The following is a 25,225-nucleotide window of genomic DNA, read 5'->3' as shown; positions in this document are numbered from 1 at the left end:
GTGGTATCTAAGCGCGGCGGGCCTCTATCAACTCGTAGCCTTCATCCGTTAGCAAGGGGCCCTGCGTGGCGCTACGCACGGCTAGTTGGTCGCACCGCTCGTTCTCTGGGTGTCCATTGTGGCCGCGTACCCAGCGAAATTGTACGTTCCGTTGACGGTACACTTTCACGAAGCGCCGCCACAAATCCTCGTTGGCTTTCTTTCCAAAATCGGGCTTATTGAGCCAGTTGAATACCCATTTCTTCTCTACCGCGTCCACCACGTATTTTGAGTCAGTGACGACTGTGATGGGTAGCTCAGGGCGCGTGATGGCCTCCAGACCTACTATCACCGCTAGCAACTCCATGCGGTTATTGGTCGTGAGTCGGAAGCCTTGGGTGAGTTCCTTTTCGTGCTGGCCAAAGCGCAGAATGGCCCCGTAGCCCCCAGGGCCAGGATTGCCCCGGGAGGAGCCGTCGGTAAACAAATGAATCATACTGCGAAACAGGTCTAAGGCGGACGTGCGCCCCACAGGGCTTGCCAAGCAGCTACTTAATAGCACTACTGCTTAGTAGTGCCGAGAGCTGAAGGCAAGAACCTAAAAATTCGATTTAAACAGCTTGATGGCAATTGCCAGTAGAATCACGCCGAACACACGGCGGAGAATATCCTCTCCAGCTTTGCCAATTTTACGCTCAATCCAAGCGCTGCCTTTCAACACGATATACACAAACACCAAGTTGAGGGCAATACCCACCAACACGTTGGGCAAGGAATACGCCGCCCGCAACGAAAGCAGGGTTGTCATGGTGCCGGCACCCACAATAAGGGGAAAAGCCAGCGGAACAATGGAGCCCGAGGACGTGAGCGGGTTATGCTTGAACAGCTCAATTCCTAGTACCATCTCCATCCCGATAAGAAAGATGATAACCGCGCCAGCCAAGGCAAATGATTGATAATCAACCCCAAATAGGGATAAAATACTTTGCCCTAGAAATAAAAATACGACCATCAGCACTCCAGCCACCATTGTGGCTTTTTCGGAGTGAATTTTACCCTCGCGCTGTCGAATTTGGATGATAATAGGTATTGAACCCAGAATGTCAATGACAGCAAACAGCGTGAGCGTGACGGAGAATATTTCCTTGAGGCTAAACATTGGGGGTAGGTGAGGAAGAAACTATAGCGCAGGTAAGAGATAGTCTAGTTGGTAGTCGACAGGCTACTATACTCTGCTAACTACCAACTAGACCACCTCCTCAGTTAAACTATCCGTTACGCAAACTCGCGGGCGAAAAACTGCACCAGCTGCTCAAAAGCTGCATCGGGAATGGCTGGGAAGTTGGCAATGCGCAAGCTGGTAGGCTTCCAGTTGCCGTAGCCACTACCCAGTTGCAGGCCCTGAGCCAAAGCCCGGCGCTTCACTTCGTCAATGAGCGGAGCCGGGGCTTTCAGGCCAACGACGGTGGTAGAGCGGGCTTCTGGATTTGTGATGAGAGGGGTAAGTTGGGTTGCTTGGTCGAAGTAGTCGTAGAGTTTGGTGGCCCGATCCACAAGGTGCTGGTGGGTGACCTTGATGGCGGGACGGTCGTGGATGATGCGGTTCAGCAGATAGATACCCAGCACGTTGGGGGTGTGGGTAGTTTGGAAGTTAAGCATCTTCTCGTACTGGGCCGTGAGCGAGTTGTAATGCGCCCGCTCGTTGATTTTGCGCATGCGCTCTATGGCTCGCGGTGAGAGCAACATAACGGACAGGCCTGCGGGTAGGCCAAAGCATTTCTGCACCGAGGCGTACCAAATATCTCCCTTGATGTACTTCAATTGAATGCCTGCCATGGAGGACGTGGCATCTACGGCCAGAAGGGCATTGCCTGGTAGGCGGTTGTAGATGTTGAGTACGGCGCCGTCGCGGAGCTGGGTGGCCGTACTTGTTTCGTTTTGCGTGATGCAGACAAGGTCGGTTTCCTCATCAAGGCCCGGCAGATTCTGCAAATTGGGTAGCTCATCAATGCCAAACTGCACGCCCGTAGATGCTGGGCGCTGGGCTTTAGCATAGTCCAGCCACTTCTCGCCAAAAGCACCATTGTACAAGTGGAAGCTCTTGGTAGGAGTGAGGCTTTGCACTAATACTTCCCAGCACTCGGTGGCCGAGCTCATGAAGAAGATGGTGTAGTCCTGCGGGATGTTGAGCTTATTTTTCAGCTCCGTGATGGTTTCGCGCATGAGCTGCACAAACCGCTCGCCCCGGTGTTGGGCAGAAAGCCAGCCCTGGTCAAAGGAATCAAGCAGGTACTGACGCACTTGCGGATATACTTGGGAAGGGCCGGGATTGAACGTATACATAGAAAGAGAAGGCTACAGGAAATGGAAGCGCAAAGGTAGGACGCTAGCCGCAGGGGCAGCGGCGCTACTGCAAGAAAGTGACATGAAAGAATACTCAGCGGCGCAGCGCTAGCTACCCCCTAACGCTGAACACCACGGTTTCCGTCTTAGAAACTGCTGCTGTTGCTCTAAGCCGTTTGGAGCACGGTGGCCGGCACTGCCACAGGCACAGGTGCCATGGCAGTGCGTTACACCTTGAACCCCACCCGCCGCGGGCGCAAGCCGTCGAAGTAATGGAGCGCTAGCTTGTAGCTGTCGAGCTTGAAGCCGCTGATGCTACCCACACAGTTGCGGCCAATGAGGCTTTTCTGGCGGAACTCCTCGCGGGCATGCAGGTTGCTCAGATGAACTTCTACTACCGGTGAGCTAATTGCGGCTATGGCATCGGCAAGGGCTACGCTGGTGTGCGTGTAGCCGCCGGCATTCAGCACAATGCCATGGTAGGTGAAGCCCACTTCGTGCAATTTGTCAATCAGCTCACCCTCGTGGTTACTTTGAAAGTAGGCTAGCTCAAACTGCGGAAAAGCTTCCCGCAATTCGGGCAGGTAGTCGTCAAAGGAACGCGTGCCATAGATGCCTGGTTCGCGGCGGCCCAGCAAATTCAGATTGGGGCCGTTGAGGAGGAGGATTTGCATGAGAACAAAGAAGAGCGCGGAGAGATGTACTAGCTAAAAAGACCAATACTAGGTATTGTTCTGACAAAATGGTGAACAAATGACGTAAGCCGCTGGCGGCCTGGCTAAAAAACCAGCTATCCGCTAGTTCGGCTGCTTTCCGCAGGCGCAATGGCCAACGAGCACGTACCGGTAGCAGAACGAAAAGCCCAATACGGCTTGAAGGGGGAGTAGTACGGCTATCTTTGCCCGCATGTCTACCTGGTCTATCAGCATCAAACAGTTCGAGGGGTACTTGCAGCTCGAAAAGTCTCTTTCCGCTAACTCCGTGGAGGCCTATGTGCGCGACGTGCAGAAGCTGCGCCAGTACCTAGAGCTGGAAAAGCTGCCGGCCTCCCCCCAACAAGTCACCACCCGCATCCTGCGCGACTTTCTCTCGTGGCTTGGTGGGCTGGGCATGACGGCCACCTCGCAGGCGCGCACGCTCTCAGGTATCAAAGCCTTCTACAACTACCTCATCATGGAGGACCTGCTCACGCTGGACCCTACCGATACGCTAGAAACGCCCAAAACCGGCCGCAAGCTTCCTGATACGCTCAGCTACCCCGAAATAGAGCAGCTACTAAGTGCTATTGACCTGAGCACGCCCGAGGGCACGCGCAATCGGGCTATACTGGAGGTGCTGTATAGCTCCGGCCTGCGCGTGAGTGAACTAACGGAACTGCGCCTCTCTAATCTGTACGCCGACCAGGGCTTTGTGCGTGTAACGGGTAAAGGCAACAAGGAACGCCTCGTGCCCATTGGTCGCGACGCCCTCAAGCACCTTGGGTTTTACCTGCAAGGCATACGGGCTCACCTCGATATTAAGCCAGGGCACGAAGACATCGTGTTTTTAAACAAGCGGGGTACCAAGTTATCCCGCGTGATGGTGTTTCACATCATCAAGGCCGCCGCCGACCGGGCAGGCATCCGCAAGACCATCAGCCCGCACACATTTCGGCACAGCTTTGCTACCCACCTGATAGAAGGAGGTGCTGACTTGCGGGCCGTGCAGGAAATGCTGGGCCACGAAAGCATCACGACCACGGAAATCTACACCCACCTCGACCGGGACTACCTACGACAGGTGATTACGGAGTTTCACCCGCGCAGCTAACGCCCAAAGCAGGCGTGGGCGTGCCTTACACTGCTGGAGTACTCGTCCTGTCGTTCCGGGCAGGCTAGTAACCCGGCGTTGCTACTACCTACCTTTGCGCTTCCTCATGCTGCGTTTCATTGATGCCTGATGTTATAGAGCGCCCTGTGCCAGTGCGCCGCCGGGTGTTGCCTCTGCTATGGGCAGTGGTGGCCGTATTGCTTTTTCACGCTCCTTACCTCTGGCTTGGCTCCGCTAGCTACGTCACTCTCGACGATAACTTAGATACGGAAGTAGTGTTGCCCTGGTTGCTCACCCGTTCGGGTACGGCCCTCGACTACCACGCGTCCACGGTAGTGCCGGCCTTGATGAACGGGGTGCCTCGCAATGCGCTACGGCCCGGCTTAAGCCTCACGGTTTTGTTGTTTAACAGCTTCGAGCCGCTGACCGCTTACCTGCTCAATCAGCTCTTGGTGCGGTTGGTAGCGCTGCTAGGAATGTACAGGCTAGTGCGGCAATATGGCCTGCCGAAACCAGCACAACGGGGGCTAGCAGCACTTCTCGCCTTAGCCTGGGCTATACTACCCCTGTATTCCATGTACGGAATATCCGTGCTAGGGCAGCCGTGGCTGCTGCTGGCACTGCTGCAGTTGCGGCGGCCCGGCGCAAGTTGGCTGCACTTGCTGCCTCTGGTGCTCTTTCCCCTCTGGTCGAATCTGGTGTTAGCGGGGGCTTTTGTGCTGCTGGGTGGCGCAGCAGTGCTAGGTATCAATGCGGTTCGGAGTGGCCGCGTGGCGTGGCGGGCTGTGGCTGGGCTTGCGAGCATGGCGCTCCTGTATGCCGTAGTGGAATACCCTCTGCTTTACTCTCTGCTGATAGAGCGGCAATTTGTACCTCACCGAGTAGAGTTCGACTACGCCCGGCTAACTCCCGGAGGGGTAGGGGCAGGAATTCTGGCTAGTGCCCGCTACTTTTTGCTGGGCCAGTACCACGCTGGCCTTTTCCTGCGGGCCGCGCCAGTGCTGGCAGCTGGCCTAGCAGTATGGGTCACGCCGTCGCCTCGTCGTTACCCCCTGGTTAGAGAACTAAGCTTCCTTCTAGTAGTGCTAGGCCTGACGGCCGTGTTCTGTGGCTTTTACCCTCAGCTAATGGGAGCGGTGCAGAAGCAGCTTCCTTTGCTGCGTACGTTCAACCTTTCCCGGTTTCACTTTCTGACACCCTTACTCTGGTTTGTTGTGCTGGTGCTGAGTTTACGCCACCTACCGTCCGCTGCTGCGCGGTGGTCTGTAGTAGGCTTACAGCTGCTAATCGGGCTGGCTATGAACACCGAATGGGTTATCAATCTGCGATACCTAGCGGGCCGTGCGCCCGCCAATGAGCCTTCTTATGCGGCCTACGTAGCGCCCTCACTATTCCAACGCATTCAAGCCGATGTCAAGGCGCGTACTGGGTTGGAGCCAGCGCAGTATCGGGTGGCTAGCTTGGGCCTGCCGCCGGCGGTGGCTTCCCTCAATGGGTTCTACACACTAGACGCGTACCTTAACAACTACCCCCTGACCTATAAGCGCCAGTTCCGCCCCCTTATTGCCGATGAGTTGGCCCAAAGCCCCACCCTTGCTACCTACTTTGATGCGTGGGGCAACCGATGCTACTTGTTTTCTGCCGAGTTAGGTAAGAACTTCCGGGTAGGAGCCGTACCCATGCGCACCATTCGGGAGTGGCGGTTCAACGCCGCTGCTTTCCGGAAGCTGGGTGGGCGCTACGTGCTTTCGGCTGCCCGGCTTGCTACCCCAGCCCGGAGTGGTCTGCGGCTGGCCGGGGACTATGCCATGGCGGGTGCCTACTGGCATATATGGGTCTACGAGGTGCAATAGGGGAGGGGGTGAGTATAGGTCGAATGCAATGCTACAAGCTGATAGTACACATTCGTACCAATTCACTAAATCACCACGTTAGCACATCATCCCATCAGCACATCACATAATTGTCTAGATTTGGTGCTTTGGTGCGTGAGAATGGCTAAAAATACCTACAAGCAACAACCCAACACGGCTCCCGGCCGCTCCAACGAGCCCCGGCCCACAGAACCGCGCCCGGTGCGTAACCAGCCCCGTCCGGCGGAGGCCCCCGCGCGCGAACCTCGTCGTAATGAAGCAAAGGCTGCCCCGGTGCCCAAAGTGCCCCGCAAGCCCCTGCAACTTCCCCAATTTCAGCTGGGCGGGTTGTTTAGCTTTCTGCGCGACCGACGGTTCCAACTCTTCCTCGGCTTCTTCTTCCTGATTGGGTCCATCTACCTGACCATTGCCTTCCTGTCGTTCCTCTTCACGGGCCATGCTGACCAAAGCGTGGTAGAAACCGTGGGGAGTACGCCAGTAAGAGAATCTGGGCAAGAAACTGGCAACTGGCTGGGCCTACTTGGCGCCATGCTGGCTCAAACCCTCATCTACAAAGGATTTGGGGTGGCAGCCTTCGCCGTTATTCCCATTGTGTTCTTCCTAGGCTACAAGATTGTCTTCCGACGAGCGGGCGTGTCCTTTTCGTATGTGCTGAGTCTAAGCCTGTTCACTATGATCTGGCTGAGCGTATTGCTCGGCTACGTGGTGCTCACTATCCAAAGCCCCGATGCTGACCCCGCCTTGGCCCACAGCCTCGATTTCCTGTGCGGTGGTATTGGCTACGAAACGGCTTCGTTGCTCAATAGTCTCATTGGGTGGGGAACCGTGCTGCTGCTGGCCTTCCTGCTTATCTCCTTTGTGGTGTTCTTCTTCAACGTTACCAGCCTCAATCTGAACCTGCGCCGCAGCGCGGGAGAGGAGGATGACGACGAAGAGGAAGTGGCTCCGGCTCCGGCTTTCGGTGCTTCCACGGCCGCGGCCAACCGCGTAGCTCGTCCTGTGCCTTCTTTTGAAGAGGAGGAAGTAAAAGAGAAAGATGATTCGCTGGGCATCACGCTCAAGCGGGTGGGGCCTCTAGCCGCTCGCCCTGCCGTAGCGGAAGAACCAGCCCAGGAAGACTTGCCACAGCCCCAGCGCACTGGCCCGGTTGCCTCACCTAGTCCAGCATTTAGTGTTGCAGCGCCGGTAGCGGCTACGGCATCTGCCGCCGCTGCGGTTGGTGCTGGGGGCTTGGCAGCGGCCACAGTGCCGCTGAGCGTAGCTCCTGCCGCCGGGGCCGCCCTAGCAGGTGCGGTAGCTCCGGCCACTACTGCTGGGGTGCCAGCCAGCGGACCCAGCTTCTCCGTGGAAGCACCTGCCCTGGAGGTTGCTCCCCCAGTGCCGGCTCGCGTACCCACGCCTTTGTCCATGGCTGACTTGGTGGATGATGCCACTCCCTTACCAGTAGCAAAAGCACCGGTAGCACCCGTTGTGCCCGCAGCTCCGTCGGTAGCATCCGGCTTGTCGTTTGAGGTAGAAGATGCCACGGCGCCCGAGGCCACAGCCCACGAACTGGACCCCGCAGCTGGGGCAGATATGGCCGTCATTGCACAGGAGGATGAAGATGCGGAGGCCATGCCAACCGGCGAGTACGACCCTACCCTCGACCTGCCCCGCTACCAGTATCCTACCCTTGACCTACTAAACGACTATGGTCCTGCCAAGGCGCAGGTAACCAAGGAGGAACTAGAGGCCAACAAGGACCGGATTGTAGAAACGCTGGGCCATTATGGCATCAACATCGCCAGCATCAAGGCTACCATCGGCCCTACCGTCACGCTCTACGAGATTGTGCCCGATGCTGGGGTGCGCATCTCCAAGATCAAGAGCCTGGAAGATGACATTGCGCTAAGCCTTGCCGCACTCGGTATCCGCATTATTGCGCCTATTCCGGGCAAGGGTACCATTGGTATTGAGGTGCCAAATACGAAAAAAGAAATGGTGAGCATCCGCTCGGTATTCAATACCGACAAGTTTGTGCACACCGAAATGGACTTGCCCATTGCCTTTGGCCGCACCATTACCAACGAGGTGTTCGTGGTCGACTTGGCCAAAATGCCCCACTTGCTGATGGCCGGTGCTACGGGCCAAGGTAAATCGGTAGGGCTGAACGTGATTCTGGCTTCTCTGCTCTACAAGCGCCATCCTTCCCAGCTCAAGTTTGTGCTTGTCGATCCTAAGAAGGTGGAACTAAGCATCTTCAATAAAATTGAGCGTCACTTCCTCGCCAAACTCCCCGACTCCGACGAGCCTATCATTACCGATACCAAGAAGGTAGTGAACACGCTCAACTCCTTATGCATGGAGATGGACCGGCGCTACGATTTGCTGAAAGACGCTGGCTGCCGCAACCTTAAGGAGTACAACCGCAAATTTGTGGAGCGCCGCCTCAACCCCAAAAAGGGGCACCGCTACATGCCTTTCATTGTACTAGTGATTGACGAGCTGGCCGATTTGATGATGACGGCCGGCAAGGAAGTCGAAACGCCTATTGCACGCCTGGCTCAGTTGGCTCGTGCCATCGGTATTCACCTCATTGTTGCCACGCAGCGCCCCTCCGTAAACGTTATTACGGGTATTATCAAGGCCAACTTCCCCTGCCGAATTTCCTTTAAAGTAACCAGCAAAATCGATTCCCGGACCATCCTGGATGCCGGCGGGGCCGACCAGCTAGTAGGGCAGGGCGACATGCTGATTTCCCAGGGCTCCGATATTATTCGGGTGCAGTGTGCCTTCATTGACACGCCGGAGGTAGACAGCTTGTGTGACTTCGTAGGAGAGCAGCAAGGGTACCCCGACGCTTACCAGCTACCCGAAGTAGTAGGCGAAAGTGGCGGTGGCAACGGCGACGCCGAAGATATGGACCCCAGCCAGCGCGACGCTATGTTTGAGGAAGCCGCCCGCGTCATCGTTACGCACCAGCAGGGTAGCACCTCGCTGCTGCAGCGCCGTCTTAAATTGGGCTACAACCGTGCGGGCCGCCTCATCGACCAACTAGAACACGCTGGTATCGTAGGGCCATTCGAAGGAAGCAAGGCCCGGGAGGTTTTGATTCCTGACGAATATAGTTTGGAACAGTTGTTGAATAGCTTGCCTAAATAGCAGCAAGTAGTACCAGCCAAGCGGGACATAATTTCGCTGGCAATTGTTTAAACAAAGTTGCGCTTTGCGCGTCTCACTGAGTACTACTCCAACACACCTCTCTACTACCTAATGAAAAAGTTTCTCACTCTGCTTGCCGTTTCTGTATCGGTTTCGACGGCTGCCTTGGCGCAGCAGGATCCGAAAGCCGGTAAGATTCTGGACCAGATGAGCGCCAAATACCAGGCGTTGAAGGCCTTCAAGGCTACCTTTACTCAAACCCTCGAAAACGATGCGGCCAAGGTGAAGGAAAATTTGAGCGGTGATATTACGGTGAGTGGGCAGAAGTTTCGCCTAAAGATGAGTGGCCAGGAGGTCATCAACAACGGCCAGACTCTGTGGACTTATATGCGGGCTGAAAATGAAGTGAACATTTCCGACTACGAGCCCGAAGACCAGGAAATTTCCCCTTCCCAGATCTATACCCTATATAAAAAGGGCTATAAGTACTCCTACGTGCAGGAAGCCAAAGAAGGCGGAGAGCTAGTAGACGTTATCGAGCTTTCCCCGGAAGACCGCTCCAACCCGGTATATAAGGTGCGCCTGAAAGTAAGTAAGGCTGATAAATCGGTGAAAAGCTGGCAGATGTTCAAGAAGAACGGTAACCGCTACACCTATAAGATTAGCAAGTTCCAACCCAACCCTCCGGTTGACGCTACCACCTTCACCTTCGATAAAAACAAGTACAAGGGCGTTAAGGTGATTGACCTGCGCTAGACGCCCAGCAGTGCTGCCATTCTGACCGGCCCGCTCTTGCATCAATGCAGGGGCGGGCCGGTGTGCGTTGGTCGTAGAGTAGTGCTGTAGCCTATTGATCTGTATGGAAGAGTAAACTATCTTCCGTGCTTAAGACTACTTACTAGCACTATATACCCGTGAAGGAAGATTTTCTACACTACGTTTGGCAGCATCAGTATTTCGAAAAAGCTAACCTATGCACGCAGGAAGGACAGCCCATTACGGTGCTGCGGCCTGGCATGCGCAACCCCGATGCCGGGCCTGATTTCTTGGGTGCCCGCCTACAGCTAGGTGAGGTAGAGTGGAACGGGGCCGTGGAGATACACCTGCGCGCATCTGACTGGTACCGCCACTACCATCAGCAGGACCCCAAATACGACCAAGTAGTGCTACACGTAGTGCACACAGCCGATCAGGAAGTGCAGCGCACTAACGGCTCGGTAGTACCGGCGTTAGAGCTTGCCCCACGCCTGTCGCCGGCTTTGCTCCACGCCTACGAGCGGCTTACTACCCCCACGGCTGCCGAGTTGCTCCCGTGTGCGTCCTTGCTCAGCCAAGTGCCCAGCCTCACGCGTACCATGATGACTGGGCGGGCGCTACTGGAACGGATGGAAAATAAGGCGGCTGTCATTACAGGCTTGCATCAGCAACTGGGTCAAGATTGGGAAGCTACGGCGTGGCATGTCGTAGCAGCGGCCTTTGGGTTTCAAAAAAACACGGAGCCATTAGCCCGGCTTGCCAAAGCCCTGCCGCTAGCTGTGCTGCGCCGTCACCGCCACGACCCCCGCCAACTGGAAGCTCTATTATTTGGGCAAGCGGGCTTCTTAGGTGCTGGCGAGGATGTAGCGCACGACCTGTATATCCGGGACTTAAGCCAGGAGTATGCGTTTTTGCGCCACAAGTACAACCTAGCCGGCACGGCTCTGGCTGCGCACGAGTGGAACTTCTTGCGGTTGCGCCCTGCTAATTTCCCCACGGTGCGCCTCGCGCAATTAGCTGGCTTGCTGCACGCGCGGCCTGCTCTCTTTGACGCCCTGCTAACTGCTACCGATGTAGCAGCTCTGCTACAGTTTTTTGCCGCACCTATTTCGGCTTACTGGCAAACTCACTACCGGCCTGGTAAGGCCGGGAAGGTGCCCGCTTTAGGCCGAACTAGCCTACATGTGCTCATCACCAATGTGGTTGTACCCTTGCGAGTGGCGTACTACCAGCACGTAGGAAACCCAGAATTGGTGGAAGCTGCCGTAGCTTTGCTAGATCAGCTACCCGCCGAATACAACCACGTGACCGACCTCTACGATACGTTAGGCTTCATCCACCGCACCGCTGCTGATTCGCAGGGGCTGCTGGCGCTGCATAAAGGCTACTGCACGCCACGCCGGTGTTTGCACTGCGCCATTGGTAGCCGCCTGCTGCAAACCAAGCCCGCCGCCCGGTGCGAATAATACTGGCACTCCTCCTTAATGCTGCCTTGCTAGGAGGGCTGCTTGTGTGGTTGCGGCGGCAGCACCAGAAGCCCCGTATAGGCGGTTGGGTGCTTCCTACCTTACTGCTGAAGCTAGCCACCACGGGGCTGTCGGTGCGCTTCATGAGTGAAGACTCCTACCTCTTCACGATGTGGGCGCGGCGCATGACGGTGCAGTTTTGGCAGCAGCCTAAGGCGTGGCTGCAAATGCTAGGACAGGAAGAATTTCACTTTGGTAGTTGGCACCTCATCTATCATGGTTTTTCTAACACCCTGTTCATGATGAAAGTCCTTTCGATGCTGAACGTAGTATCGGGAGGTGTGGTGTGGCTCAATGCCCTATACCTGTCGTTGTTTAGCTTTTGGGGCGCTTGGACACTGGCGTGCACGATTGGTCGCTTGTGGCCCGCCGCCCGACCAGGCGGCGTAGTTATCGGCTTTTTGCTGTGGCCAACGGTGGTGTATTGGACGTCTGGGCTGACCAAGGAAAGCCTGCTGGTGGGCAGTGGTGCGGCTTTGCTGGCCTATGTGTTGCAGCTATACTACCCATTGCTCTCGGGGCGGCAGTGGCAGAAAGTGGCCCTCGTGATACTGCTGGGGTGGCTGCATTTCAAGATGCGGTTCTTTTTTGCCGCCGTGCTACTAGGCGTTTTAGCGGGCTTAGGATTGATACGAGTCCTTCAGCGTCTCACTGGTACGCGCCGCCGGATGCCGCAACTGCTGCTAATGGTAGGGCTGCTGAGCGCTGGAGCTTGGGCCGCCAGTGAAATTAGCCCGGCCTTCCGGCTCAATAAGTTTACCAGCCAGCTCCAGCGCAACTACACCGACCTGTTAGCTATATCGCGCAATCGACCACATCTGGAGTACCCTACCTTGGCGCCCACTACAGAGAGCGTATTGCGCAATGCTCCGGCGGCCATTTTTAATGCTACCACGCGCCCCTGGCCTTGGGAGGGAACCAGCTTGCTGTACTTAATAGCCGGTATGGAAAACGCGCTGCTGGCGGCGCTATTGCTACTAGCGGCTTGGGCGGTAGTCCAGCGGCGGAGTGGTAAGCTACCATTTGGCGTGATGCTGGCCCTTCTGCTGTACTGTCTGCTGCTGGCCATTTTACTCGGGCTATCAACCCCCAACTTGGGTACCCTGAGTCGCTACCGGGTAGCGTTTCTTCCCTTTCTGTTGCTGCTCATCACGCAAAATGAGTATTTCTGCGGAGTAGTAAAGCGTCTAAGGGGGTAGGAACATCTGTTGCAACCCAACTGTTAGCACTAGGACCCTGGCTTCCATTACCTACATGATCATCTGCCGCAGGTGGTCCGGGCGAGAAGCTGTATCTTTGCTGTTGAAATAACCTATCGGCCGCGCTACGCGGCCGTTTTTCGCTTGTATGGAAAATCCCGTAATCATTCTCGGCGCACAAACCGTTGGCACTACTGCCCTAGATGCTTTTCAGAGCAACGACGTGGTCGTATACTGCCTGCTCGACGACGACACGAAGCTGCAAAACACCGAGTTGAACGATGTGCCCGTGATGGGTAACACCGACGATAAAGAGCTACTGAAGCTACTTGGTAAGAAGTGCGAAGTGTTTGTGGCTACCGATGATACTGCCAGCCGCAAAAGCCTCACCAGCATGCTGCGCGATGAATATGAGGTAGCACCAGTGAATGCTATTCACCAGCGCGCCAGCGTATCGGAACACGCGTGGCTGGGCCATGGTAACCTCATTGGGCCCAATGCCGTGGTGGCCGGCAACGCCAAGCTCGGTGATGGCTGCATCGTGGGGGCCAACGCTGTGATAGACGTAAAAGCAGAGCTGGGCGACTACTCCCAACTAGGTGCTGGTGCTATTCTGAATGCCGGCGTAGTAGTAGGCGAGCAAGCTTCATTGGAGCCGGCGCGGTAGTAGTAGCTGGCGTTAAGATTGGAGCCAAGGCGCGCGTAGGAGCTGGATCGGTGGTAGTAGCCGATGTGCCTGCCAACCAAACCGTGTTCGGTAACCCCGCTCAAAAAGTATAAATCGTAGACCCAAGAAGTACGGCTAGAAGTAGGGGCCGCCCGCTCAGCCTTTTTGCCGTTTACTTCTCGCTTCTGATAACACCATGGACTACCTCGTTCTGCTGTATTACTGCTACACGCCCCTTGCTAACCCCGAAGAGTTCCGGGAAGAGCACCACCGGCTGTGTTTGCGCCTGCATCTGCTGGGCCGCATCATTGTGGCTTCGGAAGGACTAAATGGCACTGTGTCGGGCCGCCGGGCTGATTGTGAAGAGTACATGCGGCTGGTGAAGGCTGACCCGCGTTTTGCCGCTCTGGAGTTTAAAATAGAAGAGGCATCGGCCCACACCTTTCAGAAGCTGCATGTGCGCGTGAAGCCCGAAATTGTAAATGTGGGCCTCCCGCACATTAAGCCCTATGAGCGTACAGGAATTCACCTCTCGCCCGAGGAGTTTCGGGATTTGAAGGACCAAGACGACGTCGTAGTGCTCGATGTTCGCTCTGACTATGAGCACCACTTGGGCCGCTTTAAAAATGCCGTAACCCTGGATATTGAGAACTTCCGCGAGTTTCCCGAGAAGGTAAACGAGCTGGAACAGTACAAGGGCAAGAAGGTCCTGACGTACTGCACGGGTGGCATCAAATGCGAAAAGGCCAGCGCGTTTCTGTTGGAACAAGGCTTCGAAAACGTGTACCAGCTCCACGGCGGTATCATCAAATATGGCTTGGAGGCTGGTGGTGAGGACTTCGAGGGCAAGTGCTACGTGTTCGATGGGCGCGTGGCCGTGGATGTGAACAGCGTCAACCCAACCGTCATCAGCCACTGCCACCATTGCCATACGCCTTCTGACCGCATGGTGAACTGCGCCAACCCGCATTGCAACGCCCACGTACCGCTGTGTGAGGCCTGCGGGCAGCAGCTAGAAGGCGCTTGTTCGGAGGCCTGCCAGCAGCATCCCGACAAGCGCCCGTACGACGGCACAGGTACCTACCCTAAACACAGCAACAACTACAACCCCGAGCAGGGACTGCTTTCCTACCGGGCGCCCGTTCGGTAAGCCAGATAATCTTTTTTCTGTCATCCGGAGCACAAGCGTAGTACCAGCACAGGGCAGAACAGGTAACCTAACGGTGACGTGTTCAGTTCTCTACTGGCTCTGGACTTGCGCTCTGGATGACAGTTGTTTTTAGGTCTGTACCCAAACTGTCGTTTTTCGCGTACCATTGCACCTTCCTTTTCCTCCAACATTCCCTGCGCATGGCTATTCCCGAATCGGAGCTGATTCTTAACAAAGACGGCAGCATCTACCACCTGAACCTGATTCCTGACCATATTTCCGATACGATTATCACCGTGGGCGACCCGGAGCGCGTGGCTACGGTGAGCCAGCACTTCGACTCCATTGAGACCAAGATTCACAAGCGGGAATTTGTGACCCACGTGGGGTACTACCACGGCAAGCGGGTGACGGTTATCAGCTCAGGCATGGGCACCGACAACATCGACATTCTGCTTAATGAGCTGGACGCCCTGGTAAACGTGGATTTGTTTACGCGCGAGGCTCGGCCCCTGGAAGAGCGCATTTCCCTGCGCATCATCCGCGTGGGCACTAGTGGCTCCTTGCAGCCAGATATTCCGGTGGGCTCCCTGCTGGTTTCGGAGCACGCAGTGGGCCTCGATTCCCTTATGCAATTTTACCCCCTGGTCGAAACGGGCCTCGAAGTAGACGTAGCGCGCGGCGTGCAGGAAAGCTTGCAGCTTGAGTACCGCCCGTACTGCGTGCGTGGTTCCGACCTGCTGCGTGAGCAACTGGGCGCCGGAATGGTAGTTGGCAATACGCTCACTTGCCCCGGCTTCTACGGTCCGCAAGGTCGCGTGCTGCGCCTCGACCTGCGCATGCCCGACCTCATCGAGAAGTTTCAGCAGTTCCGCCACCACAGCGCCGAAGGCGAGTTTCGCCTCACCAACTTTGAAATGGAAACGGCTGGTTACTACGCTCTAGGCCGAATGCTGGGTCATGACGTGGTGTCGCTCAACGCTATTGTGGCCAACCGGGCCACGGGCGAGTTTGCCACCAATTCGGAGGCCATCATCAACAACTTAATTGCCACGACGCTTTCCCGTTTGTAGTCCTTGCTACCAGCGCCAAGACCATAAAAAAAGCCTTCCCATAATTGGGAAGGCTTTTTTTGTTACGTAAGGCAATAGCGTATGCTGTAGATGCATGGACTAGGCCTCTTGGTGCAACCACTCTTTCTTCTTGAGCAGGTCTTGCTGGGCTTCGCGGTAGTCGGGGTCGTCTACGCAGCAGTCTACAGGGCATACTGCCGCGCACTGTGGTTCTTCGTGGAAGCCCACGCACTCGGTGCACTTATCTGAAACGATGTAGTAGTACTCGTCGGAGATGGGAGTTTGAGGCGCCACGCCAGAAACCGTCTGGCCGCCGTCCATCTGCACTTCTTTCAGTTTGGTGCCATCGGCCCAGCGCCATTGGGCTCCGCCCTCGTAAATGGCGGTGTTGGGGCATTCCGGTTCGCAGGCACCACAGTTGATGCACTCGTCGGTTATCATGATGGCCATAGCCTATTCCTCGGTTTGGGAGTGAGTAGATGAGAGTCGTAGCCCTGTATACGTAGCTGCAAGCAGGTACGGGCAGGCAAAAGTAGAAATTAGCCGTACACAGTTCAGTACTTTTGCCCCACCGATTTTTGTTTTTTCCGCTCTATGCTACATTCTGACCGCCTGGCCGCCTTCGTGGCGCTTGGCCAGCGCCTGCATCATCTCTCTGACGACGAACTAACTTCTCTAGCTTCCCGCGCCCGCAACCAAAATCCGTGGTTTGATACACCCAACGTAACGGCTGCCGTGCGGGGCATTGCGCGCTTGCTCTCCGAAGCTACCCTGCGCCAGTGGGCGGCCCGCTACCCCGCCGAGCCCGCCACCCCGCGCCAAGTAGGCGTTGTGATGGCCGGCAATATTCCGTTGGTGGGCTTCCACGACATGCTGTGCGTGCTGCTTTCGGGCCATGTCCTGCTTGCCAAGCTTAGCAAGGACGATACATTCCTCATGCGCTGGGTGGCCGACGAACTGCTGCGCCTGGAGCCCCGCTTTGCCGATCAACTACAGTTTGTGGAGCGCCTGAATGCTGCGGATGCTTTTATTGCTACCGGCTCCGACAACACGGCTCGCTACTTCGAGTACTACTTCGGCAAGAAGCCCCACATCATTCGGCGCAACCGTACCAGCATTGCCATCCTGACCGGCCGCGAGTCTAACCACGACTTGGGGTTGCTGGGGGCCGACATCTTCCGGTATTACGGCCTAGGCTGCCGCAACGTGAGCAAGCTCTACGTGCCCGAAAACTACGATTTCACGCCGTTGCTTGACTCGTTGCAGCCCTGGCACCACGTGCTGGAGCACAACCGCTACCAGAACAACTACGACTACAACAAAAGCATTCTGCTGGTAAACCGCGTGCCCCACCTCGATTCTGGTTTTCTGTTGCTCACGGAAGGCGCCCAGCTTGTGTCGCCCATATCGGTACTGCACTATGGTACCTATGCCAGTGAGGTAGATTTGGTAGATCAGCTGACGGATGTGGCGGCGCAAACTCAGTGTTTGGTTTCGGCCGGAGGGCAGTATGCCGGTAGCGTTACCTTCGGCCAAGCCCAGGAACCCGGCGTGATGGACTATGCCGATGGGGTAGATACGATGGCCTTTTTAGCAGAACTGGCGTAAATAGAGTTGGAGTGCTCATCAACGGCCGGTGTGCCTCATGTATTCTTCATACGTGGCGCGGCACATTTCTAACGTTACATGGGCTGTTCCTGTCCATTTTATCCGTTCCTGCCATGATACCCGAATTAAAAACCACTGATGCCCAAATAGAAACCGTCGATAAAGATGTTATTCCGACCCTGCGGTTTTCCCAAGAGGATGTACTGACGGATCCGGCGGCCATAAAACGCCGACGCCATGATGCCGAGCGCGCTACCACCTTAGGCAATGCTTATCATGGTAAGCTCGACATCTACTTTCAAACCGAAGACGGCAGTACCAAACGTGTATACACCACTGTGTGGGCCACCCACGAAGAATATCTGACCCTGAAATCGGGTATTTCGCTACCTCTGCGGGCTGTGGTAAGCTTCGACTTTTACTAGGTGTAGCGTAGCTACTCTTCTGGTTTAGCCCTATTACAAATGAAACGGCCTTCTTTTGGGAAGGCCGTTTCTATGCGCGGGTAGCGCGGTTCTCAGGCCGCGGAACGCGACGCCACAAACACGGGCTAAGTACCGCAGTTAAAATACTTGTCGTAGGCCGACTCCGGGATGAGGCGGAATTGGCTGAGAAATTTGATCGGCCAGCGTAGCAAGCGAATCAACTCGTAATTATTTGGGTAGGCGCGAAACGTTTTGGGTGGGGTGGCCACAATCTGCTCAAACTCCTCACGCGTGAGACCCAGCCGTTTGATGCACAAGTTGATGACCTTCTCATCTTCGATGGCGTTGATGTGGCTGACTTTTTCCAAAGCAACTGCGCGGGGCATCTGGCCTGAACGTACTAGCGCTGAGTAGTTAAATAAGCGCCGGTCGATGCCAAACTTGGTGCGATTGAGGTAGTAAATAACGCTTTGGTACAAATCGTCGAAGTAGTGTGCCCCGGGGTTCACCCACTGCAATTCCCGCACTAGCAGCTCATCCACATCGGCCCGCACGTAGTCGATGTGGTAGAGCAGCGTTACGGTTTTGATGCGTCGCACGAACGCATAGTAAAACATTTCTTTCAGGTCCAGGTGAAAGCCGGGGTCGTCGGGCTTCCAGGGGCGCAGCGGTACCGTGCCAAACTGCCGGTGCACCGCTTTTAGATATTTTCCATCAAGGTAGTTCCAGCTTAGAGGCGCAATGCCCTCCGTGCGGAACGACTGCCCAATAACAATGCGCTGAATACCTTCCTTGGCTGCTACCCCGTACAGGGCGGTAGCAATTCCCAGGTCGGTGCCTTCCTCCATGTCGGGGGTAGATGCCTTCAGAAAAGCAATCTTCAGGTCTTTCGATTCGCGCCAGTCGGAGGTAATGGTACGCATTTCTACGCCCAACTTCCGGCAGGCCTTCACCATGTTCTCGCCCGCTACGGGGTTGCCAAATCCGTCGTTAAAATGCACTGCTAAGGGCCGCAGGCCGAGCTTTACCACGCAATACCAAAGCGTGAACGATGAATCTCGCCCCCCGCTTACCCCCAGCACACAGTCGTACTTCTTGCCTTTGCCCAGCCGCTTCATATCCTCAGCCATGGCGCTACGTGGCGGTGGCCCACTTCGCCCAGCGGAAAAGCGCGGTCTAGCTTGTCGTGCAACTGACAGAAGTTGCACTCCCCCCGGCCATCAAATCGAATACCGGGCACGGTGGTATCCATAATGCAGCGAGTGCACTGGCGGTAGGTACCGGTATGGGTAGTAGATGAGGATGTGGGTGCAGGGGCCGGGGTGGCAGCCGAAGAAGATGAAACCATGTAGGTTAGCTTGGGAGAGTGTCAAAAGTAAAGCCTTTGCGGCGCAGCATCTCGCCAATGGCGGTGCCTTTCTCCGCCCGAATGGGCCGGGGTACTTCTGCTACAACGAGTTCTCCGGCAAACTCATTGAAGGTGCCCTGCGCCCGAATACCGCTGGCGTCTACGGCCAGCGAGCAACCTACACTTTTTTTGCCTTCGTATGGGCCGCCCACAATGTAGCCCACGGAGGTAGTGCCGACCACAGCTATGTTGTAGAGCTGGGCCAAGATGGAGTAAGGCGTAACCCACTTTTCTCGGTAGGGGTCGTCTTCCTCCGTAATAGAATAATCTACTGTCCACGACGAGGGCGACAGGATAATCTCGGCCCCCATGCGCGCCAAGGTATGCCCGATGGAAAGGCCATCCAGAAAATTATCGGCGCAGATGTTTACGCCAATCTTACCGAGGGGCGTGTCCACGACGTTGAGGGTTTGTCCTACTGCGTAAAAAGGCTGCTCCACCATCAGTAGGTTTATTTTGTGATACTTACAGATGATTTCTCCCTGCGGATTGATAAGCAAGGCGGCGTTGTAAATGCGGCCGTCGGGGGCGCGCTCCGTCAGGCCTGCGCACAGATATACGCCGTGGCGCTGGGCCTCCTGACACAACACGGCCGAGTAGGGCCCCGGAATGGGCTGCGCATCAGTAAGGGCGCTAGGATGGGTCCAGGCGAAATCCAAGGTTTCGGGTAGTAGCACTATGTCGCAGCGTTGCTGGGCTGCTTCCTCTATCATTCGGGCGGCCCGCTCTAGGTTGCGCTGGGGCTCGCCGCCTTCTACTAGAAGCTGCCCCATGCCAATGCGCCACGTTTCAGTGGGGATGGGCACGGGGCTAGGGGTAGGCGCCGCCGCGGCTGGTGCCGGGCTAGGAGGGGGTGGGGCAGGCTTGAACGGCTTGCGCAAGGAAAAGAAGGCGGCCATGGAAGCTGACGAAATAAAAGTGCAGCGCGTGCTGGTACGCAAGTAGAAGCAAGGAGCACAAGACCCCATTCCCTCAAATGTAGTAGTAAATGGCATTCGAGGCCACCCGTGGTGGCGGTAGCACTGACCCACGCCAGAGGCCTATTGGGGCGGGAAACGGTTGTGTTTTACGGTCCATTTCCCGCCCCGCCCCGAAATTCCTACTTTTGCTAGTATTCTGAACTGACTTTTCTCCGACGATGTCTATCGCCAAAACCTATACCCCCGCCGACGTTGAAGCCAAATGGTACCAGCGCTGGCAGGAGCAAGGCTTTTTCAAAGCCAAAGCCAACCCCCGCAAGCAGCCTTACTCGGTAGTAATTCCGCCGCCTAACGTAACGGGAGTGCTGCACATGGGCCACATGCTCAACAATACGATTCAGGACGTACTGGTGCGCCGAGCCCGCATGCAGGGCAAAGAAGCCTGCTGGGTACCTGGCACCGACCACGCGTCCATTGCCACCGAAGCCAAGGTAGTGGCACTGCTCAAAGAGAAAGGTATTGAGAAAAAGGACCTGACGCGCGAGCAGTTTCTGGAGCACGCCTGGGAGTGGAAGGAAAAGTACGGCGGCATTATTCTAGAGCAGCTTAAGAAGCTAGGTGCTTCCTGCGACTGGGACCGGACGCGCTTCACTATGGAGCCGGAACTCACGGAAGCCGTGCTGCGCGTATTCGTGGACCTGTACCAGAAAGGGCTAATCTATCGGGGCATCCGCATGGTAAACTGGGACCCCAAGGGTGGCACGGCACTGTCCGACGAGGAGGTAATCCCGAAGGATACCATGGCCAAAATGTACCACCTCACTTATGAGGTAGTAGGGCAGGAGGGCCAGTTCCTGACGGTAGCCACCTCGCGCCCCGAAACCATCATGGCCGACGTGGCCGTGGCCGTGAACCCCAACGACCCGCGCTACACCCACCTGCACAACGGAGCCCGCGTACGCATTCCGCTACTGGGCCGCGACATTCCAGTAATTCTGGATGAGTACGTGAGCATCGACTTTGGTACGGGTGCGCTCAAGGTTACACCCGCCCACGACCTGAATGACTACGAGCTAGGCCTCAAGCACAACCTGCCCGTTATCGACATCCTTAATAACGATGGCACGCTCAATGAAAAAGCGCAGCTGTACGTGGGCCAGGATCGATTTGCGGCACGCCGTAACATTGTGAAGGACTTGGAGGAAGCCGGTTTGCTGGCCAAGATTGAGGAGTACGCCAGCGTGCTGCAAACCTCAGAGCGTACGGGCGCTGTTATTGAGCCACGCCTGAGCCTGCAATGGTTCCTGAAAATGGAGCACTTGGCTAAGCCAGCACTGGCCGTAGTAGAAAACGACGAGATTAAGCTGCACCCGCCCAAATTCAAGAACATGTACCGGGTGTGGATGGAGAACGTACGCGACTGGTGCATTTCGCGGCAGCTGTGGTGGGGGCAGCGCATTCCGGCCTACTACCTGCCCGACGGCACGTTTGTAGTAGCCCTCAATGTGGAGGAGGCCCTGAAACTGGCCCGCGAGCAAAGCGGCGACTACAACCTCCAAGCCACCGATTTGCGCCAAGACGAAGACGTGCTGGATACGTGGTTTTCGTCGTGGCTGTGGCCGATTTCAGTGTTCGACGGGTTTAAGGACCCCGACAACGCAGATGTTAACTATTTCTACCCAACCGATGACCTCGTAACGGCTCCCGAAATCCTGTTTTTCTGGGTGGCCCGCATGATTATGGCTGGGTTGGAGTACCGCAAGGAAGTGCCCTTCCGCAATGTGTACCTCACCGGCATCGTGCGCGACGACCAGGGTAGGAAGATGAGCAAGCAGCTCGGCAACTCGCCCGATCCGCTGGACCTCATTGCGCAATACGGTGCCGACGGCGTGCGTACTGGCATGCTGTTCTCATCCCCGGCGGGCAACGACTTGCTCTTCGATATCAAGCTAGTAGAGCAGGGCCGCAACTTCACTAACAAGCTCTGGAATGCCTTCCGTCTCATCAAAGGATGGGAGGTGAATGCCGAACTACCCTTTGTGAACGAGAAGGCCGTGGAGTGGTTCTCCGCTAAACTGCACACAACACTGGCAGAGCTGGACGAGCACTTCGATAAGTTTCGGATGAGTGACGCCCTGATGACGGTGTACAAGTTGGTGTGGGACGATTTCTGCTCAGTGTATCTGGAAATGATCAAACCAGCCTACCAGGCACCTATCGACCCGGAAACCCTGCGCCACACCACGGGCTTCCTGGAAACGCTGCTGAAGCTGCTACACCCCTTCATGCCCTTCATCACCGAAGAAATTTGGCATGAACTGGCTGAGCGCAGCCCCAAGGACTACGTGTGCGTAGCCGCCTGGCCCAAGAAGCAAATCATAGCCGGAGCTCCGGAGCTGATTGCCCGCATGGAAAAGGCCCTCGACATTGTAGCCGGGGTACGCAACATCCGCAACCAAAAAGGCCTGGGCCCTAACAAGCCTCTGACGCTGGCCGCCAAAACGGACGACGCGGCGCTGCTCCAAGACTACGATGGCATTATCCGGAAACTGGCTTCGCTCACCGAAATCAGTGCGGTAGATGCTGCGCCAGCGGCCGCCATTGGATTCGTGTCGGGTGGTGCGGAGTTCTTCGTGCCTTTGGAAGGTCAGATTGACTTGGGCGCTGAAAAGGAACGCCTGAGTAAGGAGCTGGAGTACGCCCAAGGCTTCCGCGACTCGGTGCTGAAGAAGTTGAGCAACGAGAAATTCGTGCAGAACGCCAAGCCCGACCTCGTGGAGCGTGAGCGCCAAAAGCTTGCCGATGCCGAGTCGAAGATTACGGCCCTGGAACAGAGCTTAGCTGCCTTATAAGCTGCCGAGCCAACCTATAATCTGCCAAAAAGGCCGCCGCGCTAGCGTGGCGGCCTTTTTGTTGGTACGCTAGTAACCAGGCAACCCTGTCGTACGCATTGCCGCCCGCCGAAGTGCCTCACCTTGATGGTATTGGCGGCCCCATACGGCTGTGCGTGTTACATGATATTCCTTTTCTTTAGAGCAGACAATCACCTTGACTACCTGCTCTATGAATCACTTATACACTTTGCTGACGGGCGTGGGCGTGCTGCTAAGCAGCGCGGTCGTCGCCCAATCTCCAGCGTCACGCACCATGAGCAAGCCTCCCGTAGCGGCTATTAAGCCCAAGCAACTTACTTCGCCATTCGGTACCCGCACCGACAACTACTACTGGCTCAACGAGCCCGAAAATCCTGAGGTGATTAGCTACCTCAACGCTGAGAATGCCTACGTAGATCAGCAGATGGCTCCGGTGAAAGGGTTGCAGGAAACGTTATTTAAGGAAATCAAGGGCCGCATTAAAGAGCAGGATGAGTCGGTGCCCTACCGCGAAAATGGCTACTACTACTACACCCGCTACGAAGCGGGAGGGGAGTACCCCATTTATTGCCGTAAGAAGGACAGCCTGAGCGCCCCGGAGGAAGTGCTGCTCGACGCCAACGAAATGGGTAAGGGCAAGGCGTACTTCCAAATTGGCGGTTTTGAGGTCAGCGACAACAACCACGTGCTGGCGTATTCGACCGACACGGTAAGCCGCCGCCTGTACACGCTACGCTTCCGCGACCTGAAGACCGGTAAGCTTTACCCCGAAAAAATTATCAACACCAGCGGAAACGCCGTGTGGGCAACCGATAACCAGACCGTCTTCTACACCAAGAAAGACGTGAAAACCTTGCTGCCCTGCCAGGTATACCGCCATACCCTGGGCACCGACCCCAAGCAGGATGTGCTGGTGTACGAAGAGAAGGATAATACCTTTTACACAGGGGTGGGCCGCTCCAAGTCGCGCAAGTACATCTTCCTGCAAATGGGCAGCACAATGTCGTCGGAGATGCGCTTTTTGGAGGCTGCCAAGCCCACGCAAGAGCCCAAGGTGTTTTTGCCCCGTGAGGCAGAGCACCTCTACGAAATTGAGCACTTCGGCGACCAGTTCTATGTGCTTTCCAATGCCGGCGCCCCCAACTTTCATTTGCTGAAAACGCCGGTGACGAACACCGCCAAATCGGCGTGGCAGGAGGTGATTCCGCACCGTAAGGACGTGTTTTTGGAAAACATGGAGCTATTCAAGGAGTACTTGGTGCTGGGGGAGCGAAAGGAGGGGCTACTACAGCTGCGTGTGATTCGCTGGAAGGATAAGCAGGAACACTACCTCAACTTTGGTGAGCCTACATACACTGCCGCCATCAGCATCAATCCCGAGTTTGATACCCCCATCCTGCGCTACGGCTACTCCTCGCTCACGACGCCCAACTCCACGTACGACTATGACATGAACAGCCACACCAAAAAGCTCTTGAAGGAGCAAGCGGTGCTGGGCGGCTTCAATAAGGAGGACTACGTGACGGAGCGGGTGTACGCGCCAGCCACCGACGGGACCAAAATTCCCATGTCCATTGTGTACAAGAAGGGCTTTAAGAAGGACGGCAGTGCACCCCTACTCCAGTATGCCTACGGCTCCTATGGCCTCTCCATGGATGCCACCTTTAGTGCCGGTCGTTTGAGCTTACTCAATCGGGGCTTTGCCTACGTCATTTGCCACATCCGGGGTGGGCAGGAAATGGGGCGGCAGTGGTACGAAGACGGCAAGAAACTCAAGAAGAAAAACACCTTCACCGACTTTACCGATTGCTCCAAATTCCTGATTGACCAGCAGTATACCTCGGCTCAGAAGCTGTTTGCCATGGGCGGCTCGGCAGGCGGGTTGCTAATGGGTGCTATTGTGAATATGCATCCTGAGTACTACAAGGGGGTAGTAGCCGCCGTGCCGTTTGTAGATGTGGTAACCACCATGCTCGACGAAAGCATTCCCCTGACCACCGGCGAGTACGATGAGTGGGGCAACCCCAGCCAGAAGGAGTACTACGACTACATGCTGTCGTATTCGCCCTATGATCAGGTAAGGGCTCAGGCCTACCCCAATATGCTCGTTACTACCGGCTTGCACGACTCGCAGGTGCAGTACTTCGAGCCGGCTAAGTGGGTAGCCAAACTGCGGACCGTAAAGACCGACAACAATCTGCTGCTGCTGCACACCGATATGGAGGCGGGCCACGGAGGGGCCTCGGGCCGCTTCAAGTCCATTCAGGACACAGCCCGGCAGTTTGCTTTCATGCTGCTGTTGCTGGGTATGAAGGCCTAGGCCCACGCGGGGGGCATTTTCCTGCCGCCTTAAGACCCTAGTTGAAGGCTGCTCCGGCTAACTGGAGCAGCCTTTTTTGGGTTGTAGAGGCAGCATTTCTATAAATAATAGGCGGTGCGTGCCACCTCAGGAGTAAAGTTGTGTCAGTAGCCGG

At 56.1% G+C, this 25,225-nt stretch carries 21 protein-coding genes and 1 pseudogene; 14 read left to right on the top strand and 8 right to left on the bottom strand.

The annotated features are described in order from the left end of the window. Positions 1 to 7 precede the first annotated feature (7 nt). The 4 genes from rnhA to aroQ all read right to left on the bottom strand — a co-directional run bounded on the left by rnhA (position 8) and on the right by aroQ (position 2,996). Positions 8 to 475 (bottom strand): ribonuclease HI, encoded by a 468-nt coding sequence (rnhA, locus tag VI25_RS08085; protein WP_045687563.1) that lies wholly within the window; start codon positions 473 to 475, stop codon positions 8 to 10. A gap of 102 nt (positions 476 to 577) precedes the next feature. Next, positions 578 to 1,138, bottom strand: coding sequence for a MarC family protein (locus VI25_RS08080; RefSeq protein ID WP_045687534.1), 561 nt, complete (start codon positions 1,136 to 1,138; stop codon positions 578 to 580). Positions 1,139 to 1,254: 116 nt separating this feature from the next. After that, entirely contained in the window at positions 1,255 to 2,322 is a 1,068-nt protein-coding gene (locus VI25_RS08075) for an aminotransferase class V-fold PLP-dependent enzyme (RefSeq protein ID WP_045687533.1), read from the bottom strand. Between the two features lie 227 nt (positions 2,323 to 2,549). Further along, positions 2,550 to 2,996 (bottom strand): type II 3-dehydroquinate dehydratase, encoded by a 447-nt coding sequence (aroQ, locus tag VI25_RS08070; protein ID WP_045687532.1) that lies wholly within the window; start codon positions 2,994 to 2,996, stop codon positions 2,550 to 2,552. A 232-nt stretch (positions 2,997 to 3,228) separates the two neighbouring features. Here aroQ and xerD point away from each other — a divergent pair, with 232 nt between their 5' ends. The 9 genes and pseudogenes from xerD (at position 3,229) to VI25_RS08025 (ending at position 15,517) form a co-directional block, all read left to right on the top strand. Continuing rightward, positions 3,229 to 4,131 carry a site-specific tyrosine recombinase XerD gene (xerD, locus tag VI25_RS08065; RefSeq protein ID WP_045687531.1) on the top strand — a complete coding sequence of 301 codons (903 nt, stop codon included), beginning with the start codon at positions 3,229 to 3,231 and terminating at the stop codon, positions 4,129 to 4,131. Positions 4,132 to 4,253: 122 nt separating this feature from the next. Next, entirely contained in the window at positions 4,254 to 5,984 is a 1,731-nt protein-coding gene (locus tag VI25_RS08060; RefSeq protein WP_045687530.1) for a DUF6044 family protein, read from the top strand. Between the two features lie 141 nt (positions 5,985 to 6,125). Then, the gene (locus VI25_RS23990) at positions 6,126 to 9,146 is read left to right on the top strand and encodes an FtsK/SpoIIIE family DNA translocase (RefSeq protein WP_082455450.1); all 3,021 of its coding nucleotides are present in this window, start codon (positions 6,126 to 6,128) and stop codon (positions 9,144 to 9,146) included. A 111-nt stretch (positions 9,147 to 9,257) separates the two neighbouring features. Then, on the top strand, positions 9,258 to 9,902 hold the full coding sequence (locus VI25_RS08050) for a LolA family protein (RefSeq protein WP_045687529.1): 645 nt from the start codon (positions 9,258 to 9,260) through the stop codon (positions 9,900 to 9,902). Between the two features lie 158 nt (positions 9,903 to 10,060). Next, on the top strand, positions 10,061 to 11,368 hold the full coding sequence (locus VI25_RS08045; RefSeq protein WP_045687528.1) for a DUF2851 family protein: 1,308 nt from the start codon (positions 10,061 to 10,063) through the stop codon (positions 11,366 to 11,368). Next, complete coding sequence (locus tag VI25_RS08040; RefSeq protein WP_152981541.1) at positions 11,359 to 12,627, top strand: hypothetical protein; 1,269 nt, start codon at positions 11,359 to 11,361, stop codon at positions 12,625 to 12,627. The genes VI25_RS08045 and VI25_RS08040 overlap by 10 nt, the downstream gene beginning before the upstream one ends. 148 nt (positions 12,628 to 12,775) lie before the next feature. After that, positions 12,776 to 13,407 (top strand): annotated as a pseudogene (locus VI25_RS08035) (NeuD/PglB/VioB family sugar acetyltransferase). 83 nt (positions 13,408 to 13,490) lie between these two features. Next, complete coding sequence (locus VI25_RS08030) at positions 13,491 to 14,444, top strand: rhodanese-related sulfurtransferase (RefSeq protein WP_045687525.1); 954 nt, start codon at positions 13,491 to 13,493, stop codon at positions 14,442 to 14,444. Between the two features lie 200 nt (positions 14,445 to 14,644). Continuing rightward, positions 14,645 to 15,517: a nucleoside phosphorylase gene (locus tag VI25_RS08025; RefSeq protein WP_045687524.1), complete on the top strand. Its 873-nt coding sequence runs from the start codon at positions 14,645 to 14,647 to the stop codon at positions 15,515 to 15,517. A 99-nt stretch (positions 15,518 to 15,616) separates the two neighbouring features. Here the strand turns inward: VI25_RS08025 and VI25_RS08020 are convergent, their stop codons facing one another. Next, a complete protein-coding gene (locus VI25_RS08020; protein WP_045687523.1) occupies positions 15,617 to 15,967 on the bottom strand; it encodes a 4Fe-4S dicluster domain-containing protein in 351 nt (116 codons plus the stop codon). A gap of 144 nt (positions 15,968 to 16,111) precedes the next feature. Between VI25_RS08020 and VI25_RS08015 the strand changes: the two genes are divergently transcribed. Continuing rightward, entirely contained in the window at positions 16,112 to 17,125 is a 1,014-nt protein-coding gene (locus VI25_RS08015) for an acyl-CoA reductase (protein ID WP_045687522.1), read from the top strand. A gap of 113 nt (positions 17,126 to 17,238) precedes the next feature. Then, entirely contained in the window at positions 17,239 to 17,550 is a 312-nt protein-coding gene (locus VI25_RS08010) for a hypothetical protein (RefSeq protein WP_045687521.1), read from the top strand. Positions 17,551 to 17,675: 125 nt separating this feature from the next. Here the strand turns inward: VI25_RS08010 and VI25_RS08005 are convergent, their stop codons facing one another. From VI25_RS08005 to VI25_RS07995, 3 genes are read right to left on the bottom strand one after another with little or no spacing between them, the layout of a single operon-like run. Next, entirely contained in the window at positions 17,676 to 18,680 is a 1,005-nt protein-coding gene (locus tag VI25_RS08005) for a hypothetical protein (RefSeq protein ID WP_052695020.1), read from the bottom strand. Beyond that, positions 18,665 to 18,898, bottom strand: a complete 234-nt coding sequence (locus VI25_RS23985; protein WP_052695019.1) for a hypothetical protein — start codon at positions 18,896 to 18,898, stop codon at positions 18,665 to 18,667. Before VI25_RS23985 ends, VI25_RS08005 begins: the two co-directional genes overlap by 16 nt. A 5-nt stretch (positions 18,899 to 18,903) precedes the next feature. Beyond that, the gene (locus VI25_RS07995; RefSeq protein ID WP_161806898.1) at positions 18,904 to 19,764 is read right to left on the bottom strand and encodes a carbon-nitrogen hydrolase family protein; all 861 of its coding nucleotides are present in this window, start codon (positions 19,762 to 19,764) and stop codon (positions 18,904 to 18,906) included. Between VI25_RS07995 and VI25_RS25090 the strand changes: the two genes are divergently transcribed. The 3 genes from VI25_RS25090 to VI25_RS07985 all read left to right on the top strand — a co-directional run bounded on the left by VI25_RS25090 (position 19,757) and on the right by VI25_RS07985 (position 25,071). Next, positions 19,757 to 19,903 carry a hypothetical protein gene (locus VI25_RS25090; protein WP_161806897.1) on the top strand — a complete coding sequence of 49 codons (147 nt, stop codon included), beginning with the start codon at positions 19,757 to 19,759 and terminating at the stop codon, positions 19,901 to 19,903. The two genes, VI25_RS07995 and VI25_RS25090, sit on opposite strands and share 8 nt — an antisense overlap. Positions 19,904 to 20,096: 193 nt before the next feature. Continuing rightward, positions 20,097 to 22,730 (top strand): valine--tRNA ligase, encoded by a 2,634-nt coding sequence (locus VI25_RS07990; protein WP_045687518.1) that lies wholly within the window; start codon positions 20,097 to 20,099, stop codon positions 22,728 to 22,730. 211 nt (positions 22,731 to 22,941) lie between these two features. Next, entirely contained in the window at positions 22,942 to 25,071 is a 2,130-nt protein-coding gene (locus VI25_RS07985; RefSeq protein ID WP_045687517.1) for a S9 family peptidase, read from the top strand. Positions 25,072 to 25,225: the final 154 nt, after the last annotated feature.

Source organism: Hymenobacter sp. AT01-02 (assembly GCF_000961955.2).
GTDB lineage: Bacteria > Bacteroidota > Bacteroidia > Cytophagales > Hymenobacteraceae > Hymenobacter > Hymenobacter mucosus.
The sequence above is the reverse complement of the archived record's forward strand: the minus strand, read 5'-3'. Positions and strand labels throughout refer to the sequence as shown.